Source organism: Psychroflexus torquis ATCC 700755 (genome assembly GCF_000153485.2).
Classification (GTDB): Bacteria; Bacteroidota; Bacteroidia; order Flavobacteriales; family Flavobacteriaceae; genus Psychroflexus; species Psychroflexus torquis.
This window is the reverse complement of sequence record NC_018721.1, coordinates 74021-93729: the sequence shown is the minus strand read 5'-3', so window position 1 is coordinate 93729 and position 19709 is coordinate 74021. Positions and strand designations below refer to the sequence as shown.

16 protein-coding genes are annotated in these 19709 nt (G+C 34.2%); 11 read left to right on the top strand and 5 right to left on the bottom strand.

What is annotated here, in order from left to right:
- Nucleotides 1-9: 9 nt before the first annotated feature.
- The gene (fbaA, locus tag P700755_RS00395) at nt 10-1077 is read right to left on the bottom strand and encodes a class II fructose-bisphosphate aldolase (RefSeq protein ID WP_015022777.1); all 1068 of its coding nucleotides are present in this window, start codon (nt 1075-1077) and stop codon (nt 10-12) included.
- 48 nt (nt 1078-1125) lie between these two features.
- Entirely contained in the window at nt 1126-3681 is a 2556-nt protein-coding gene (gene tamL, locus P700755_RS00390) for a translocation and assembly module lipoprotein TamL (RefSeq protein ID WP_015022776.1), read from the bottom strand.
- A 31-nt stretch (nt 3682-3712) separates the two neighbouring features.
- On the opposite strand from tamL, the gene P700755_RS00385 reads away from it, so the two are divergent.
- Entirely contained in the window at nt 3713-4441 is a 729-nt protein-coding gene (locus P700755_RS00385; protein ID WP_015022775.1) for a TrmH family RNA methyltransferase, read from the top strand.
- Between the two features lies 1 nt (nt 4442).
- Here the strand turns inward: P700755_RS00385 and porT are convergent, their stop codons facing one another.
- The gene (porT, locus tag P700755_RS00380) at nt 4443-5141 is read right to left on the bottom strand and encodes a type IX secretion/gliding motility protein PorT/SprT (protein ID WP_015022774.1); all 699 of its coding nucleotides are present in this window, start codon (nt 5139-5141) and stop codon (nt 4443-4445) included.
- A gap of 2 nt (nt 5142-5143) precedes the next feature.
- Nucleotides 5144-5875: a bifunctional demethylmenaquinone methyltransferase/2-methoxy-6-polyprenyl-1,4-benzoquinol methylase UbiE gene (gene ubiE / locus P700755_RS00375; RefSeq protein WP_015022773.1), complete on the bottom strand. Its 732-nt coding sequence runs from the start codon at nt 5873-5875 to the stop codon at nt 5144-5146.
- A gap of 104 nt (nt 5876-5979) precedes the next feature.
- Here ubiE and trkA point away from each other — a divergent pair, with 104 nt between their 5' ends.
- From trkA to P700755_RS00360, 3 genes are all read left to right on the top strand, one after another.
- Nucleotides 5980-7344 carry a Trk system potassium transporter TrkA gene (trkA, locus tag P700755_RS00370; protein WP_015022772.1) on the top strand — a complete coding sequence of 455 codons (1365 nt, stop codon included), beginning with the start codon at nt 5980-5982 and terminating at the stop codon, nt 7342-7344.
- A gap of 37 nt (nt 7345-7381) precedes the next feature.
- Entirely contained in the window at nt 7382-8842 is a 1461-nt protein-coding gene (locus P700755_RS00365) for a TrkH family potassium uptake protein (RefSeq protein WP_015022771.1), read from the top strand.
- A 293-nt stretch (nt 8843-9135) separates the two neighbouring features.
- Nucleotides 9136-10371, top strand: coding sequence for an IS4-like element ISPto2 family transposase (locus tag P700755_RS00360; protein ID WP_015022770.1), 1236 nt, complete (start codon nt 9136-9138; stop codon nt 10369-10371).
- A gap of 52 nt (nt 10372-10423) precedes the next feature.
- Here the strand turns inward: P700755_RS00360 and P700755_RS00355 are convergent, their stop codons facing one another.
- Nucleotides 10424-11758, bottom strand: a complete 1335-nt coding sequence (locus P700755_RS00355) for a hypothetical protein (protein WP_015022769.1) — start codon at nt 11756-11758, stop codon at nt 10424-10426.
- Nucleotides 11759-11851: 93 nt separating this feature from the next.
- Between P700755_RS00355 and P700755_RS00350 the strand changes: the two genes are divergently transcribed.
- The 7 genes from P700755_RS00350 (at nt 11852) to P700755_RS00325 (ending at nt 19692) form a co-directional block, all read left to right on the top strand.
- Nucleotides 11852-12628, top strand: a complete 777-nt coding sequence (locus tag P700755_RS00350; protein ID WP_015022768.1) for an MBL fold metallo-hydrolase — start codon at nt 11852-11854, stop codon at nt 12626-12628.
- A complete protein-coding gene (locus P700755_RS19760) occupies nt 12628-12777 on the top strand; it encodes a hypothetical protein (RefSeq protein WP_157609229.1) in 150 nt (49 codons plus the stop codon). Before P700755_RS00350 ends, P700755_RS19760 begins: the two co-directional genes overlap by 1 nt.
- 63 nt (nt 12778-12840) lie before the next feature.
- Nucleotides 12841-13953 carry a PQQ-dependent sugar dehydrogenase gene (locus P700755_RS00345; RefSeq protein ID WP_015022767.1) on the top strand — a complete coding sequence of 371 codons (1113 nt, stop codon included), beginning with the start codon at nt 12841-12843 and terminating at the stop codon, nt 13951-13953.
- A gap of 2 nt (nt 13954-13955) precedes the next feature.
- Nucleotides 13956-14405, top strand: coding sequence for a c-type cytochrome (locus tag P700755_RS00340; RefSeq protein WP_015022766.1), 450 nt, complete (start codon nt 13956-13958; stop codon nt 14403-14405).
- A 673-nt stretch (nt 14406-15078) separates the two neighbouring features.
- Nucleotides 15079-16194, top strand: coding sequence for an ISAs1-like element ISPto5 family transposase (locus P700755_RS00335; protein ID WP_083858537.1), 1116 nt, complete (start codon nt 15079-15081; stop codon nt 16192-16194).
- Nucleotides 16195-16264: 70 nt separating this feature from the next.
- Complete coding sequence (gene thrA, locus P700755_RS00330; RefSeq protein ID WP_015022764.1) at nt 16265-18712, top strand: bifunctional aspartate kinase/homoserine dehydrogenase I; 2448 nt, start codon at nt 16265-16267, stop codon at nt 18710-18712.
- A gap of 50 nt (nt 18713-18762) precedes the next feature.
- Entirely contained in the window at nt 18763-19692 is a 930-nt protein-coding gene (locus P700755_RS00325) for a homoserine kinase (RefSeq protein WP_015022763.1), read from the top strand.
- Nucleotides 19693-19709: the final 17 nt, after the last annotated feature.

The following is a 19709-nucleotide window of genomic DNA, read 5'->3' as shown; positions in this document are numbered from 1 at the left end:
ATATAACTATTATAACGTGTTGACGTTGTTTAAATCCTCGAAAGCTTTTGTTAATCTGGCTATTAATGTTTTTTCACCTTCTCTAAGCCACTTTCTAGGATCGTAATATTTTTTGTTTGGAACATCGCCTCCTTCAGGATTTCCAATTTGAGTAGAAACATACTCAGCATGATCACTCATGTAATCTCTTATGCCTTCTGCAAACGCATATTGAAGATCTGTATCAATATTCATTTTGATCACCCCATATCCAATAGCCTCTTTTATCTCTTCTACTGTAGAACCACTTCCTCCATGAAAGACGAAATCGATATGATTTTCTTCGACATTGTATTTTTTGGATACGTATTCTTGAGAATTTTTAAGAATCTTTGGGGTTAATTTTACATTACCTGACTTGTAGACTCCATGTACATTTCCAAAAGCTGCAGCGATTGTAAATTGATCGGATACTTTGCTCAACTCTTCGTAGGCATAAGCAACTTCCTCAGGCTGTGTGTAAAGCTTAGAAGAATCTATATCTGTATTGTCTACGCCATCTTCTTCACCTCCTGTTACTCCAAGTTCGATTTCTAAAGTCATTCCCATTTTCTTCATTCTCTCCAAGTATGTCTTACAGATCTCTATGTTCTCTTCTATAGGCTCTTCCGACAAGTCAATCATATGAGAACTATAAAGCGGTTTACCGTGAACTTTAAAAAATTCTTCACCTTCATCTAGCAAACCGTCGATCCATGGCAATAATTTTTTAGCACAGTGGTCTGTATGTAAGATGACAGTTGCACCATAAGCTTCTGCTAAATCATGAACATGTTTTGCACCAGTGGCAGCTCCCTTGATTGCTGCAAGCTCGTTATCATTGCTCAAACCTTTTCCAGCATTAAACTGAGCACCTCCATTCGAAAATTGAAGAATAACTGGCGAATTTAGTTTTGCAGCAGTTTCTAAAACTGCATTGATTGTATTAGACCCTACAACGTTTACAGCTGGTAAGGCATAATTGTTCTCTTTTGCATGTTGGAAAATCTCTTGAACTTCTTTTCCAGTAGCAACGCCTGGTTTTATGTTATGACTCATAGTTTATATTTTAAAAGTTAAACGGTAAATTTAAGAAATAATAATCTTTTAGAATGGATAATTGATCCCGAAGTTAAAAATAACGTTGCTAAAATTATAATCTTTAAACCATTTAGACCCTTCACTACCAGGATTATAGGTTTTAAAACCAAGATCCATCCGGATCACGAAAAAATCAATATCATATCTTAATCCAAAACCAGAAGCAATGGATAACTCACTAAGATCTTTTAACCCATCAAACCTTGCTGCTGGGTCTTCTACATTATCTAATACATTCCAGATATTTCCTGCATCTATAAATAAAGCACTGTTTAGTGAACCAAAAAGATTAAACCTATATTCTGCATTAAAGGATAATTTAAAATTAGCCTCATTAAAATCATTCACAGCATTGGTGCTTCCTGGTCCAAGATCGTAAGGTCTCCATCCTCTGTTGTCATTGGGGCCACCTCCAAAAAAACTTCTTGGGAATGGAATAGAGTTTGCGTTTCCAAAAGGAATGGCAATACCTCCATAAGCTCTTGTTGCAATAACGCGTTGGTTGCCCAAATCCCAATGCTTTATGTAGTTAAGCTCTGTTTTGACATATTGAGAAAACTGAACGCCAAATAATCTATAATTTCCAGCCTCAGTTTGTTCTAAACCTAAGGGCTTGGCTAAAGCAGACAAGAGGTTCCCGGCCCATTCTACCTTAGCTCTAAATTGTGAAAAGTTTTCATCATAGATATTCTGTCTTGAACTGTAGTCGTACACAAAATCGGAAGCGATTATAAGGTTATTTTCTGTAAGGCGTTCTTTTCTTTCAATTAATGAATTCGCAATTTGTTGTTCATCTACATTTAGTCTGGTTGTTCCGTTATTAATAGAATTAATAAAGCCTTCAGCACCTTGAGGAATAATGAGGTTGAAATCACCTTCATTATTTCCGACAAGGAATTCTGGATTCACCTGCTCTATATTAGCTATTGCTATTTCATTTAACTCTGTGTAAGAATTTCTAAAGACGTTGAAAAAGTTATCTACATTTAAATTATTTACAAACTGAACATTCATTAAATTGAATTGATAAGACCTTCTTTCTTTAGGTTTCCAGCGATAGCCAAAAGTAGCATTCAGATTTCTTCGATCTAAACCGATGTTTTCTTGCGTGCTAAACCCAACACTTGCAGAAGTAAATGGAGACATCCTGTTGTTTATGATGCTTTGAGTCGAGAAAGGAAGGATAATTCTAGGAAAATTCAGTCTTAGATCTGCTCCATACTCTAGAATATCCAAAAATTGATCCTCAGAATTTGCTAAATCTCGGGAAGCACCAAAATTTCCTCTTCCTGAAAGCTCTAAAGTTTCTGCCCCTCTAAAAATATTTCTCGCTAAAATAGAAGTGTTAAAACCAACACCAAATTCTTGAATATTGCTTTGGCTTACGTCCACACTAAAGTTGGTAGAAAATCTCTCCTTTGGAGTTAAGAGAACATTGGCTATTAGGTCTGTGCCGGTAGTATCTCTTGGGTCTTCTTGATAAAGAATATTTGGGTACTTGAAAATTCGAGTTTCAGAAATTCTATTGTTTGTTCTTGTCCTATCTACATCCCTATAAACACTATCTTTTTTAATAAAAATAAAGTCAGACAAGACTTGAGGTTTGATCTTTAGGCTTCCAAAACTAAAAATATTTAAACCTTTTAGGCGCAATGAATCTTCTATATTGGTAGACGTTCCGTCATAATCTGAAAAGACATTGACTTCACTTATTTTATGAACCTTAAACGGAATGGATGCAACGGTATCCCTCACGTCAATGCTGCGGTTGGAAATGTTTAATTCAAGGTTTATCTTTTTGTCATTATTGATAGTATCAGCGTAGTAGGTAATAAACTCTTTCTCAAAATGATAGAGTCCATGATTTCTAAAATAGGTGCTAATTCGATCTCTGTCAATATTAAACTGAATGGTATTGTAAGGTTGACCCACTTTAACTTTTGAGTTTTTTTTGATAATTTGATATAAAGAATCTGCTGAAGGAGATGCAATATTTTCTGAAATCGAATCTATAAGGTATAAGAAGCCAGGATTAACAGTGTAATTGATTTCAACTGTCTGTCGAATAGAGTCTGTCTTTACCGAGTATTCAGCTTTAGCATTAAACCAACCTTTGTTCCAATACCAAGATTCTAATTTTTTAAGTGAGTTTTCAGTTTTAGTTTCATCAAAAATAATTGGAACTTCTCCTGTTTTTTTAATAGAATTATTGATATTAATCCAAGATTTTTTCAATTGAATTACTTGGCGTTTTGATAAAAATGAAACTAACTTATCCGATCTTTTGTCTTTCTTATTTACCCAATTTATAAATCGCTTTTCAGGATTACGTTGACCTAAATTATAAATATGAAGTTTAAGAGGGAAGCTAAGAAGTTTGGAATTTACCTGTTGAGATAACTGATTGTAAAGTTCTCTTTTTATGACTAAGGAATCTTTGCTGTAGATAGATTGCTCTGTAATTAAAAACTCATCACTCTTTAGCTTTCTAGTTACATCACAAGAAAAAAATAGGACTACTATTAAAAGAATTAATGGTAGTTTTGTGAGTCTATATTTCAAGTGTTTCTTGTTTTCAAAAATGTAATTTTAAATGCTTAGTAAAAATCAAATTAAACTCATAAAAAGTTTAAATAAAAAAAAGCACCGATTGGAGAACGGTCTTTTTGTAGCTGAAGGTGTAAAAGTAATCAAAGAATTTCTAAAAAGTCCATTCAGGCTTAATGCATTATATTCAATAGCAGATATTTTTCATATTGAAGAAGGTGAAAGTCATATTATTTCAGAAAAAGATCTACAGCAAATTTCAAATCTTAAAACAGCTCAAACTGCATTGGCAGTTTTTGAGATTCCTAAATCTTCTGTTCCCGATGAAAAAGTGGAGCTGACTCTTGCCTTAGATAGCATAAGGGATCCTGGGAATTTAGGAACTATAATTAGAATGTGCGATTGGTTTGGAGTAAAGCAGTTGATTTGCTCTTTGGATACAGTAGATTGTTTTAACCCTAAAGTAGTCCAGGCTACCATGGGATCTCTAACAAGGGTAAATGTTATTTTTACAGACCTGGAGTCTTACTTATTAAGTACGTCCAATTTTAAATATGGAGCTTTTATGGATGGTGAAAATATTTATGAAACTTCATTAAAAACTAAAAACGCCATTATAGTTTTAGGAAATGAAGCTAACGGTATTAGTTCAGAAATTAACTCCCAACTGGATGCTAAGATATCTATACCTAGACATGGTGTTATAAAAAGTGCGGAAAGTCTAAATGTAGCTATGGCTGGGGCCATTATGCTTAGTGAATTCAAACGTAGATAAGTTATTGAAACGTAAAGTTGATAAAAATCCCTCTGGTTTTTAAAGATTCAATATTAGCGGTCCATGGACTACTTGGATTTTCGTCTCTAACTAGCTCATCGTTCATCCCAAAAACACCTCTAATTGATGGGGTGAATTTGAAATAGTCAAAATAAAAATCTATTCCAAAGCCTACTTCATAATAATAATTTTGAGTTTTTAGACGGAATTGTCCAGCAGAGTTATCCTGTGGATTGTCTTCATTACTGGATAAATTATGAGATATAGAAGCACCTCCAATGACAAAAGGTTTAAAGTTATTGATACGCTTGGTCGAAAATTTCAAAAGCAAAGGGATGTGGATGTAAGAAGATTGTACCTCCCTAAAACTATCAGCTTGATTTCCGAAATCAGTAAAATTAAAATTCAAATTTCTACTGGCAAATACAACACCTGGCTCCAGTCTTAAATCTACATAATCATTTAGCCTAAAGTTTCCGATTAATCCAACACTAAAACTAGGATTTTTTTCAACTTTTATCTCTTCTCCTTGGTCTTTATATTTAATTTGGAAATCGTACATATTAAATCCAAGGAAATAGCCCCAAGACCATCTTTTTTTATCCAAATTTTCTTTATTAAGAACCTTTTCCTCACTGAAAAGTTGAGCATTTACATAGTTAAAATTCAATAAAAAAACCAGTAGAAAAATAAGCCTCATAATCACTTTTTAGTTGCAGAATAAATTGTAGAAACTCCAAATGTTTGTGGAAGGTTTTCTACATCTGTAAACCCAACTTTCCTTAAAATATTGTTGAACTTTTCTCCAAAAGGAAAAACAGAGGCACTTTCACTTAAATATTGATAAGCACTTTTGTCTTTAGAAAAAAGTTTTCCAATGTTAGGTAATATATAGTTAGAGTAAACTTTATAGCCTTGTTTAAAAGGAAATTTGGTGGGGACTGATGTTTCTAGGATAACAAAGATTCCTCCAGGAGAAAGGACTCGATAAATTTCTGATAAGCCTTTATCTAAATTTTCAAAATTACGAACACCAAAAGCAACTGTAATAGCATCGAAAGTGTGATCTGGGTAGGGTAAATTTTCAGAATCAGCTTGAACCATTTCAATGCGTTTGTTTAACTTTTTTTTCTGAATTTTATCTTTCCCAACTTGAAGCATCCCAGCAGAAATATCCAGCCCAACAATTTTTTCGGCATCAGAATCTGCCATAGCAATAGCTAAATCTCCAGTACCAGTGGCGACATCCAAAATATATTTAGGATTGGTTTTTTTTACCATCTCTATTACTTTTTTTCTCCATTTAAGGTCTATACCGAAAGTAATGACACGGTTTAAACCGTCGTAATTTCCTGAAATATTATCAAACATCTGTTCGACTTGTTTTTTCTTTTCTACTTCAGAATCTTTGTAGGGCTTAACGTCCTTACTCATAGCCTATTTTTTTTTGGCGAAGATACATCTTCTAAAGAATACCTTTGTCCAATATATAAGTAGTTAATGGTACTTTTTTAAAATTTTACCTTAATTTTGTGCCTATGAAAATAATTATTGCTGGTGCTGGAGAAGTTGGTTTTCATCTTGCCAAACTTTTCTCTTACGAATCTCACGCTATTACCCTTTTAGACATTGATGAAGATAGATTAGAGTACGCCAACAAACATTTAGATATTAAAACGATTTTAGGCGATGCTACCCTTCCAAGTTCATTGAAAGAGGCAGATGTTGTTCATTCAGATATGGTTATTGCTGTTACCTCTAACCAGTCTATCAATATATCCGTTTGTGTCTTTGCTAAACAGATGGGAGCTGGTAGAACTGTCGCTAGAGTTTCTAACCAAGAGCTCTTGGAATCTCATCAATTGGGAAGTGAAAAAGTTATAGACATGAAAGCTTTAGGGATTGATGAAATGATTTCCCCTGAATCTCTAGCAGCTAAGGAAGTGGAAATGCTATTAAACCAATCTGCCTTTACAGATACTTTTAAATTTGATGACGGCGCCCTTACTATGATTGGGCTTACCTTAAGGTCTAAAGCACCGTTTATAGGTAACACAGTACAAGAAGCAGCTGATATTTTCCCAGGTTTACACTTTGTACCGATAGCCTTACAACGCTATGGAACTCAACTTACCGTCATGCCTAGGGGAGACACTATTTTTAAAAGAGGGGATAGAGTTTATTTTATTACAGATTCTGAAGGAGTTGAAGAGTTGTATAAACTTACTGGAGCAGAAAAGCGATCTATAAAAAAAGTAATGATTTTGGGTGGTAGTAATATTGGTAAAACACTTGCCGAAAAACTTTGCAAGGAGAAATTTGCAGTCAAAATTATAGAGAAAGATCTCAAGAAGGCGACTCACCTAGCCAATATTTTACCAGATGCTTTAATCATTAATGCCGATGGTAGAAATGTTGAAATCTTAAAAGAGGAAAACATCAGTAAAATGGATGCCTTTATCGCTGTGACTGAGGATTCCGAAACAAATATTATCACTTGCCTTGTGGCCAATTCTAAAGGCGTAAGAAAAACCATAGCATTGGTTGAAAACGTGGATTATTTTCAATTGAGCCATTCCATAGGGATTCACTCATTGGTTAATAAAAAACTATTAGCTGCCAATAGTATATTCAGATATTTACGAAAAGGAGATGTCATTGCTATGACAAAACTCAACAATATGAATGCTGAATTACTTGAGTTTGTGGTAAAAGCAAATTCTAAAGTGACAAACAGTAAAATCGTTGATATCAACTTTCCTCGGACAGCTGTTGTTGGCGGTGTAATAAGAGATGGCAAAGGAATAATTGCTCTTGGTGATTTTAAAATTAGAGAAGGAGATAGGATTGTCGTTTGTACGCTCCCTAAGTCCATAAAAAGTGTAGAGAATTTATTCTGTTAATGTGTTGAATTTGAATTTTAAAATAGTTGCGCACATCATGGGCGTGCTCCTTGTCTTCAATGGGGGCTTTATGCTTATACCCGCTATTTATAGCTGGCTTTCTCAAGAGTCTGTCGCATTTTCTATAGCGGTCTCAGCTATTATTTCAATATTTATTGGTCTATTAGCGATGTTTTTTACTAAAAATCACGACAAAGATATTTCCCAGAGAGAAGGATATTTAATTGTGACTTTAGGTTGGCTCTTTATGGTGTTAAGTGGAATGCTGCCCTACGCTTTGTCTGGAGAAATAAAGGGGATTGAAAATATCTTTTTTGAAACGATGTCGGGGTATACCACTACAGGAGCTTCAATTATAAACGATATTGAGGCATTACCAGAAGGTATTTTACTTTGGAGAAGCCTTACGCATTGGATAGGGGGTATGGGAATTATCGTTCTTGCTGTAGCTATATTACCTTTATTTGGAATAGGAGGGATGCAATTGTTTTCCGCAGAATCTCCTGGCCCTAGTGCCGACAAAGTCAAGCCTAAAATAGCAGATACAGCTAAGCGTTTATGGCTTATTTATTTTGGATATACTCTCTCAGAAACAATTCTGCTTAAAGTTGCGGGTATGACCTGGTTTGATGCGTGCAATCACGCCCTTAGTACTCTTTCTACTGGAGGATTTTCAACAAAAAATGCAAATTTAGCCTATTGGAATGATAATCCATCCATACAATACATCGTTATATTTTTTATGTTTTTGGCAGGCACCAATTTTGTTGTAAGCTATTATGCCTTTAAAGGTAAAATGGCTAACGTTCTTCATAATGAAGAGTTTAAATGGTATTTCCTATTTATTATTGGGGCTACTGCAATTACTTCATTATCGATCTATTATTTTTCAGATCCATCTCTTGCGAGCATAGAATATCCTATGGTATTTGGTGAGGCTGAAAGTGCTATACGTCATGGTCTATTTCAAGTTCTCGCTATAATAACAACAACAGGATTCGTCTCTGCAGATTATACCTTATGGACACCTTTACTTACTGTTTTATTCTTTGGGTTGTTTTTTCTCGGAGGGTCTGCAGGATCAACTTCGGGTGGAATAAAAGTGATAAGACATCTTATTATGATCAAAAATGGATTTCAAGAGTTTAGAAGAATACTTCACCCTAACGCTATCCTTCCAGTGAGATATAAAGGGTCCTCTGTGGACCAAAAAATCGTTTATAATATTTTGGGATTTTTTATATTATACTCTCTTTCTTTCATTATAGGTGCTGCAGTTTTTGCAGGAACTGGACTAGATTTTGAAACTGCTTTAGGAGCCTCTGCATCCTCTCTAGGAAATGTTGGGCCAGCCTTTGGAGAGCTCAGTCCTGTAGATAATTATGTTTCACTTTCTGTATTTGGTAAATTTTGGAGCTCCTTTTTAATGCTGTTAGGCAGATTAGAATTATTTACAGTATTGATTTTGTTTACACCCTACTTTTGGAAAAACACTTAAAATAAAAGCTGCTTAAGTTTTCCTAAGCAGCTTTTAATATAGAATTCAAAAAAGATTTTAAAAGCCTACTTTTTCAGATGTTTTTTTATATTCTCTTTGAAATAGCTCTTGTTCCTCGATCATTTTAGCAGTTTTTTCAGGTAAAGCTTCCTGCCAACCATTTTCACCGTTTGAGATTTTCTGCAGAATATCTCGGGAAAATATACTTAAAATATCACTAGCATCCGAAAGTCGGGATTTTAAAAAGCCCTCAGAATCACGTATTTTTGAGTTCTACCAAAAACTTTTCAAATATGGGACTCTTCAGGCGAAACAAAAATAACAATAAACCAGTCATTCGACAAATTTTAGATTTAGTACCCCATTGGTTATTTAGAAGTTGCACCAATACCTACAAAACAGATAAAGGTGTTCATAAGTATAGAACTTACGACCAGTTTGTTGCTTTAACTTTCGGACAGCTTAATAAGTGCCAGAGCCTCAATGATATATCAGCAGGAATTGGAGTTAGCGAGATTTTTATAAGCGACTTAGGTTTAACCCAAAGCCCTGCTCGTTCTACAATGAGCGATGGCAATAAAAAGCGTGACTGGCAGGTGTTTGAGAGCTTGTATTATCGTTTATTAAGTCACTATAAATCGGTGCTAAAACAGCATCATAACACCCATATTATAGAAGAGATTAAGGGCAAGGTAGTTAAACTAATAGATAGCTCAACGATTTCCTTGTGTCTGGCTATGTTTGATTGGGCAGAGTTTCGGACAGCTAAAGGAGGTATTAAATTGCACACTAGCTGGGATTATAATTTAATGATACCTGATGTAGTAAATATAACAGAAGCAAAGGTTCATGACAGATATGGATTAAAGCAACTGATTTTCCCTAAAGACACTATTATAGTTGAAGACAGAGCTTATTTCGATTTTGAATTAATGCTCAATAGAATAAAAGCAGAAAATGTATTTGTTACTAGAATTAAGTCCAACACTTTGTATGAAACGATAGAGGAGCTGGAGCTTGCTGATGATGTTGACCAACATATTCTTAAAGATGAAATAATACAACTTACATCAGGTAGGGCGATAGAAACGGGTATTTCAAAGCATAAACTAAGATTGGTACATGTTTATAAAGAAGATGAAAACAAAGTAATTGCCATTATTACCAACCAACTTGATTGGGAATACAATACCATTGCAGCATTATATAAGAAACGTTGGGATATTGAATTGTTTTTTAAAGCTTTAAAACAAAACCTACAAGTAAAAACCTTCTGGGGAACCAGTGAGAATGCAGTAAAATCGCAAATATATGTAGCGCTGATAAATTATCTACTTTTAGAGCTTATAAAGCGAACTATTTCCAAAAAAGCAGTTGCTTTTTCTAATTTGTCAGAAAAAGTGAGATTTTGCTTATATCACTACTTATCACTAGACTATGTGTGCAATGAAGTCAGAGAAGGTGTTCGTAAAGTGACAATTTCACCACAAAAAGTATTAGTGTTAGAGAGGGACTTATTTTCTGGGTAAAGTGAGCTTTTTAATGTAAACATTGGGGTAGAAACATGTTTCTTACTTCTTTCTAAAAACTTTCGGATGCTAGTGTTAAAATATCTTTATCATAATTTTCAATATCAACAACTCTTCCGTTATGCTTAAAGAATTTGTAAAGCTCTTTCATACGAGGGTGAACTTTTAAGTTGTCACTATCAGTTACTTTTTCTGTTTTTGGATCTTTATAAGGATATAAATAAACCCTTAAATCTTTAAAAAATAGTTTACCAAAAGCTTCAAGAATTCCTCCGCTTAAGTGTCTGTAATACTTTTCATCAAAAACATCTATAAGATTATTGACACCCATAGCAAGGCCCATTCTTTCTTTGGTATAGTTAGAAAAGTATTCTACAAGTTTATAGTATTCTTGAAAGTTTGAAATCATAACTGTATGACCTAGTGAGCAAAGTAGCTTCGCTCTATCCATAAAGTCTTCTTCGTTTATTTCTCCTTCAGATCTTAAGTTGGATAATGTAATTTCAAATACGGCTTGGATATTTTCTTTTTTAACTTTCTTTTCCTTCTCAAAAAGTTCTAGAGCGGTATCATAAATATCCATATTTACTTTAGTGACCGGCCTAAAGCTCCCTCTTAGGGCTAAGATATTCTTTTTATATAAAGCTTTAGCAGGCAAGATATTATTGCCATCTGGAGCAAACATAACGGCTTCTGTCATGCCGTTTTTTACCAATTGTAAACTCATTAACCTATTATCTACTTCTTTAAAAACAGGTCCAGAAAAGTTTATGGTATCAATTTCTATCTGATCTTTATGTAAATGGTCATAAAGTTCATTTAGGATTTGCTTAGGATTATTATGGGCATAGTAAGCTGCATATATAAGGTTCGTTCCTAAAGTTCCCAATGTGTTTTGCTGTAATCTGGCATCATTTTCCTTAAAACGAATGTGCAAAGCTATTTTGTTATATTCAGATTTAGGCTTTAATTGGTATTTGATTCCAACCCACCCATGGCCTTTATAGCGCTTTGCAAAATCTATTGTAGCGACTGTATTCCCGTAGGTGAAAAATAATTTATTAGGGTGTTTACTTCTGTGAATCCTTTCTTCAATTAGATTGGTCTCGTGGTCCAGCATCTTCTGAAGTCTACTTTCTGTAACATAGCGTCTATCTTCTTCAATACCATAGATAGCATCACTAAAATCCTTGTCGTAGGCACTCATAGTCTTTGCTATGGTTCCAGAGGAGCCACCAGCGCGAAAAAAATTCCTCACGGTTTCTTGGCCAGCACCAATTTCAGCAAAAGTTCCGTAAATATTTTCGTTGAGGTTTATTCTTAAGGATTTGTCTTTGATGGAAAGTGCACTTTCAAAGTCTTTGTCACCCATTATTGTAATAGACATAAGCTGAAATTTTATGAAGTCTTAAACAGTTTTTAAACTCACAACAAAAATACGTAATACTCTTATCTTAAGAAAAAAAAACTATAGTTTTGTATGAAAAATAACGTTTTGAAGGTAACATTTTTAGGTACAGGGACTTCACAGGGAGTTCCCATTATAGGCAGTGATCATCCAGTGTGTTTAAGTAAAAACCCAAAAGACAAGCGCTTAAGGGTTTCAGTGCTTCTAGAGTGGGAAGACTTTTCTTATGTAATTGACTGTGGGCCAGACTTTAGGCAGCAAATGTTAGCCAATAATGTAAAAAAAATAGATGGTATTTTATTCACTCACGAACATAACGACCACGTTATTGGTCTTGATGATATTAGGCCATTTTATTTTAGGCAAGGTAATATTTCAATTTATTCTCATAAAAGAGTTCTAGAGAGTTTAAAACAAAGGTTTCAATATGTATTCGAAACTGAAAATAAATACCCTGGTGCACCAACTCTGGACACCACTATTATTGATGATTCGCCTTTTTTAATAGGGAACAAAGAAGTTATTCCTATGAATGTTTACCATCCAGAACTTCAAGTTTATGGCTTTAGATTTGGCGATTTCGCCTACGTAACAGATGCCAAGATCATTCCAGATGAAGAATTAGAAAAACTTAAAGGTGTGAAAACTCTAGTGTTGAATGCATTAAGAAAAGAGGAACACAGATCCCATTTGAATTTGAGTCAAGCTTTGGATGTGGTTGATTATTTAAAGCCTGAGAGAGCTTATTTCACTCATATAAGTCACCACATGGGATTTCACGATGACGTTCAAAGTGAATTACCAGAAGGTGTTTTTCTGTCCTACGATAACTTAAAAATTGAAGTGTAATGGCTAAAAATATCTACTTATATCTTTTTGTATTATCTGCACTAATGGCTGTTTTTTTATATATGAATGGCAAGCGGATAATCGATGATCAAGAAAAAACTATCAATGAGCTTCAAACGAAAATTGAAAACCTAGAAGCAAAACAATAAATTTTTCTTAATTAAGTGTGAAATAAAGATCTATTTTCGAAATTGGATTTAAAATTTTAGGTGATGAATATAAAAGCATTGACTCTTGGATTATTAAGTATTAGCTTTATAACTTGTGCTCAAAACGATAGTACAATTGATACTTTAGAAGAAGACTTTTCTCATGAAGTTATTATCGCAGATATAGAAATACCATGGGGACTGGATTTTTTTGAAGATGGAAGCTTTTTAGCAACTTCAAAAGAGGGCCAAATTTATTACCATAAAAACGGAGCAACCACTAAAGTTGCTGATGTGCCAAATCTATATAACAGGGGGCAAGGGGGATTATTAGACGTGAAAATTCATCCAGATTATCCACAAAAACCTTGGATATATTTTACACATGCATCTACTCTAGGTGATGAAGATGGAGGTCATACAGCACTTGTAAAAGCCGATTTTATCGATGGACAGCTGTCTAATATGGAGACTCTTTATAAAGCATCGCCAAACACAACAAAAGGGGTCCATTTTGGTAGTCGATTGGAGTTTGATAATGACGGGTATTTATATATGTCTGTTGGAGAAAGAGGGGAGAGGGAAGTAAATCCTCAAGACATCAGTAGAGATGGAGGTAAGATCTATAGATTTAACGATGATGGTTCTATTCCTGAGGATAATCCTTTTTATACTGATGAAAATGCCATAAAAGCTATTTATTCTTATGGTCACAGAAACCCCCAGGGCATGGAAATGCATCCAGAGTCTGGTAAAATCTGGGTTCATGAACACGGTCCAAGAGGAGGTGATGAGATCAATATCATTAAAAAAGGAGCAAATTATGGCTGGCCTGTCATCAGTTATGGAATCAATTATAACGGTACCGAGTTGACAGACCAAACTTCACAACCAGGTATGGAACAGCCATTTTACTATTGGGTCCCTTCTATCGCTCCTAGTGGAATGACCTTTGTCACTTCAGATAAATATCCAAAATTGAAAGGCAATATTCTAGCAGGTTCTCTAAAGTTTCAATACTTAGAACATTTAGTTATCGACGAAAATGGTGTTCAGAAAAGAGAAAAACTTTTAAATAATGTAGGGCGAGTGAGAACTGTAAAACAAAGCACAGATGGTTTTATTTATGTGGGTATAGAAGGAGTCGGTATCGTTAAAATGCTTCCTAAATCTTAAGTATGAAATATCTGTTTGTACTACTTTTTATAGCTTTTAATTTATACTCCTTTAGTATTGAATTTGAATCCAAAAATACTCCTCACTATTTTCCTATTAGTCAGGAAAAAGATCTAAAAAAAAGTATCAAAGATGGACAAGCGGTGTATTCAGGCTTTTGTATGCGTTGCCACTTATCCGAAGGAGAGGGAGTTGAAGGAATATATCCACCTTTAGCAAACTCAAATTGGCTTTCAGAAAAAAGAATGGAAAGCATTAAGTCTGTCAAATATGGACTTAAAGGTGAAATAGAAGTTAATGGAAAAACATACAATAACTACATGGCCTCTATGGGGCTTACCGATAGAGAAGTTGCTGATGTGATGAACTATATCATGAATAACTTTGGTAATGAAGATAGAGATATTTCTCAAGTCACTTTAAAAGAAGTTTTAAAGCTTAGTAAAGAGTAGTTTACTTCTTATTAAATTTTTATCCTTTAGATCAAGAATATAGTCTACGAATCTTCAAAGAGACTTACTACAGAATAATGGGTAATAAATGTAGATTTAAAGTCGTCCTAAAACCTATGATTTATTATATCTCAAATTTTATAAACTCTCTTTTTGTAAGTAGTAGAGGATTTTTTTTGTTTTGAGACAAATATCAATTTCTAATTCTACTCAAACAAAATTATCTTTGCACTAATTTAGAACTATAATCTAGAAATAAATTGTTTTTCTTTCACTTGTTTTTTATCAAAACAATTTGAAGCTAGGCTGATTTTTAACTTTAATCAATCAAAAAACCTATGCTGAGCTACGTCGTAGTATAATCCAATTTATTCATTCAACATAATAAACTTAATTTGGTGTTACAGATTTATTAATTTAAACTCGTTCCTTTAATTTATTTTCAGCGAAATGCTGCTTTTGCTTAGAATAATTTATTTTCATCGAAAAGAGCTATAAACTCTTTTCGATGAAAATAAATTAACCGTGATTTGTAGACAGGGCGAACGCATTAAAAAAAGTTTAAGTTAATTGGGTAAAAATGAGTGTTAATCACTTAAAATTCATCATATTATTTGTTGTTTTTTAGTTTAAAATATTGTATATTATATTGATAACCAATACTTTATACATTTTGAAAACTACCCAAAAGCTAAAGACCATATTTGGTCAAATACCCGACTTTAGACGTTCCCACAAGCAACTTTACGATTTAGAAAGCATCCTTCTCATCGGGATTATTTCAGTGATTTGTGGAGCAGATTCATGGAATGAAATGGAAAACTACGCCAACTCAAAAGAAGAATTTCTTCGTAGCTTCCTTGATTTGCCTAATGGTATCCCCTCGCACGACACATTTAATCGCGTTTTTTCTAATATTGACAGTAATCAATTTGAAAAATGCTTTATACAATGGGTTAGTGCTCTTGCACAACTACAGCCCAGAGAAATCATTGCTATAGATGGTAAAACAATTAGAGGTGCTAAAGCTGGCGGTAAAAAATCCCCAGTACACATGGTTAGTGCTTGGGCAAATGACAATAATTTGGTTTTAGGACAAGTGAAAGTTTCCCACAAGTCAAATGAGATCACTGCCATTCCAAAATTATTAAAAGTCTTATCCATAGAAAATACTATTGTAACTATTGATGCTATGGGATGTCAAACTAAAATAGCTAAGGCCATCGTTAAAAAAAATGCAGACTATATCTTGGCTGTAAAAGAGAATCAACCTCAGTTACTAGAGCATATTGAAGATGAATTTAGATTTGGAAAAACTATGGAATCAAACCTTAGCCAAGAATTAGACCATGGCAGAATAGAAACCAGGACGTGCAGTGTAATAAGCAACTTTAAGTTTATTTTAAAAAACAATAACTGGGAAAACCTAACAAGTGTTATAAAAATAGAAAGCAAACGTGAGTTTAAAAACTCACAAAAGCCTGCACAACACGCAATACGATATTATATTTCAAGTATAAAGGCTAGCTCCCAAGATTTTCAAAAAGCCATTCGTTCTCATTGGTCTATAGAAAATAAGTTACACTGGACTTTAGATGTTGCTTTTTCAGAAGATGCTTCTAGAAAAAGAACAGGTAACTCCACTCAAAATTTCTCCATACTCAATAAAATTGCACTAAATTTATTGAAAAATGAAAAATCATTAAAAACAGGGGTGAAGAGCAGAAGACTTCAAGCGGGATGGGACAATCACTATCTGATAAAAGTGCTGAATCTAATGAAAGTTTAATGCGTTTGCCCTGGATTTGTAGACTATTTTAACTAAAAATTTGTGTTTCAGTAACGAAAAAATGATGGTCATGGATGTATTAAAATTTGGAGGGTCTTCAGTAGGTAACTCAGAAAACATAACTAAAGTTATGGATATTCTAGAAAGTTATTCAAAAAAAGGAAAAGTGATCTGTGTGGTTTCTGCTATAGGCGGTATCACAGATAAACTGCTTAACTGTGGCTTACTAGCCTTAAATAAAAATGAAGACTATATCACAGAATTTGAAGCTATAAAAAATATCCATTTTAAAATTCTTTCAGAATTAATTCAATCTGGTAATGAAATAGCTCAAGATTATTTATCAAGTGAACTAAATTACTTAAAAAATCTGTTGGATGGGATTTTTCTGATCAACGAATTAACCCCTAAAACATCCGATAAACTGGTGAGTTTTGGAGAATTAATGTCTTCATTTATTATTACAGAAGCCCTTAAAACAAGAGGTATTGACGCTGTAAGAAAAAACAGTCAAGAACTTATTGTGACCAATTCTATGTTTACAAAAGCAGATGTTAATTATTTGGTCACCAACAAAAATATTCAAGACTATTTTCAAGAAAGCCATAGACTTACAATTCTTCCAGGGTTTGTTTCAAAATCTAATATTGGAGAAATAACGACTCTTGGTCGAGGAGGATCAGATTTTACAGCCTCTATTATTGCTGCGGCTCTTAGAGTAAAACAACTAGAAATCTGGACTGATGTTAGCGGCATGTATACCGCTAATCCTAAGCTCGTGAAACAAGCTTCTCCAATAGAAGTATTGTCTTATCAGGAAGCCATGGAGTTGTCTCATTTTGGGGCTAAGGTTTTATTTCCACCTACAATCCAACCCGCTTTGGACTCAGAAATACCAATTTTAATTAAAAATACGCTAAAGCCGAATGATAATGGGACTTTAATCAAAACTCAAGGTAACCTAGGTCTTAGAGCTAATGTAGTGAGTGGAATATCCAGCGTAGATAATATTGCTTTGCTTACGCTCCAAGGTAATGGAATGATTGGCATTCCAGGCTTCTCTAAACGTTTGTTTGAAGTTTTAGCTCTTGAAAAAATTAATGTCATTTTTATTACTCAGGCTTCCTCCGAGCATTCTATTTGCTTCGGAATTTCAGAATATGATGCAATGCTTGCCACCACTGCTGTAGATGAGGAATTTGAATATGAAATTTCAAAACGAAAAATCAGACCTGTAACTGTCGAAAAAGACTTGTCAATTGTCGCTGTGGTCGGGGATAATATGAAAAACCATCAAGGTATAAGCGGCAAGATGTTTAGTGCTTTAGGAAAGAACAATATTAATGTTAGAGCAATAGCTCAAGGAGCATCTGAAAAAAATATATCGGCAGTTATCTTTAAGAAAGACGTCAAGAAGGCCTTGAATTCTCTTCATGAAACTTTTTTTGAAGTTAAAACGAAACAACTTAATGTCTTTATTGCTGGTGTAGGAAATGTTGGAGAACGATTGTTGTCTCAGATTCACCAACAAAGCAAATTTTTAAAAAAAGAATTGCATATTAATTTGAGAGTTATAGGAATTTCGAATTCTAAAAAAATGGTTTTTGATGACGATGGCATTCCACTAGAAAACTGGAAAGAATTGCTTTCATTTGGTGAACCAGCATCCCTTCATAGTTTTTTAGAGAAAACTACTTTATTGAATAAACGAAACAGTATTTTTATAGATATTACAGCAAGTGAATCTGTTTCCAACATGTATGCAGAGTATTTAAAACGAAGTATTTCTGTAGTTGCTTGTAATAAGATTGCTTGTTCTAGTGATTACAAAAATTATCAAAACCTTAAAGACCTTGCCAAAAAATACAATGCTTCATTTCTGTTCGAAACCAATGTCGGAGCTGGCTTACCTATAATTGATACGCTAAATAATTTAGTGGCTTCAGGAGACAAAATAACATCTATTGAAGCTGTTTTATCTGGAAGTTTAAACTTTGTTTTTAATAATTTCAACAGTTCAACAAAATTTCATGATGTCGTAAAGCAAGCCCAAGCAGAAGGCTTTACAGAACCAGATCCTAGAATAGATTTAAGCGGTGTAGATGTCGCTCGAAAGATACTTATTCTTGCAAGGGAAAGCGGCTATGAAATGAATCTAGACGATATTGCGAACAAATCTTTTTTGACTCAAGCCAATCTAAAAAGCGACAGTGTGGTCGATTTTTATAAAACACTTATCGAAGATGAAAAGCATTTTCAGGACCTATTCGATTCTGCTCAAGCCAATGACTCCCAATTGAAATATGTTGCCCAGTTTAACCAGGGAAAAGCTAATGTCGCTTTAAAAGAGATTCCTCAAGGTCATCCTTTTTACAATCTAGAAGGCAAAGATAACATCGTTATGTTTTATTCTCAGCGATATCCAGAACAGCCTATCATTGTAAAAGGTGCTGGTGCTGGAGCAGAGGTTACAGCCTCTGGACTCTTTGCAGATATCATAAGAGTAAGCAATAGATAAATGAACTAAGAAAAGTAGAATTTTTGATAACTTTATAAAATAGAGTGGTTTTGAATAAAGAAATACGCATATTTTCCCCAGGTACGGTTGCCAATGTATCCTGTGGGTTTGATGTTTTGGGGTTTTGCTTAGATACCGTTGGTGACGAAATGGTCGTGAGAATATCTTCAGAAAAAGGGATCCGAATAACAAAGATTGAAGGTTTTGATTTGCCTTTTGAAACACATAAAAATGTAGCTGGAGTTTCTGCGCAAGCGCTCATCGCTGATCTAAAACCAGACTGTGGTTTTGAAATTGAAATCTATAAATTTATAAAACCAGGTAGCGGAATAGGAAGTAGTGCTGCAAGTGCTGCAGGTAGCGTGTTTGCTATTAATGAACTCATGGGAAAACCTTATACCAAAACAGAATTGACTCGTTTTGCAATGAAAGGTGAAGCCTTAGCAAGTCAAAGTGAACATGCTGATAATCTAGCTCCAGCCCTTTTTGGTGGCTTTACATTGGTGAAAAGTCTTTGTCCTTTAGAAATCTTAAAGCTTCCAATCCCAGATGAGCTTTATGCGACCATTATACATCCTCAAATTGAGATTAAAACTGCTGAAGCCAGAGCTATTTTACCAAAATCTGTTCCATTGCACGATGCTATTACACAGTGGTCAAACTTGGGGAGTTTAGTCCATGCCTTACATAATGGAGATTATGAACTCTTGCAGCGGTCTCTTCATGATAGCATTGTGGAGCCTTACCGCAGTAAGCTTATTCCTCATTTTGAAGATATAAAATTAGCCACTTTAGCTTCAGGAGCCCTTGGAATTGGTATTTCTGGTTCTGGACCTTCAATTTTTGCTTTGTCCAAAGGAGAAAAAACAGCAAAAGAGGTGGAAGATGCTATGCGCAAAGTATATACCAAAACAGCCATTCAATTCGAAACTTACGTTTCCAAAATCAACTCCAAAGGCATTAAAATCATAGAGGCATAAGTTTCTATAAAAAATAC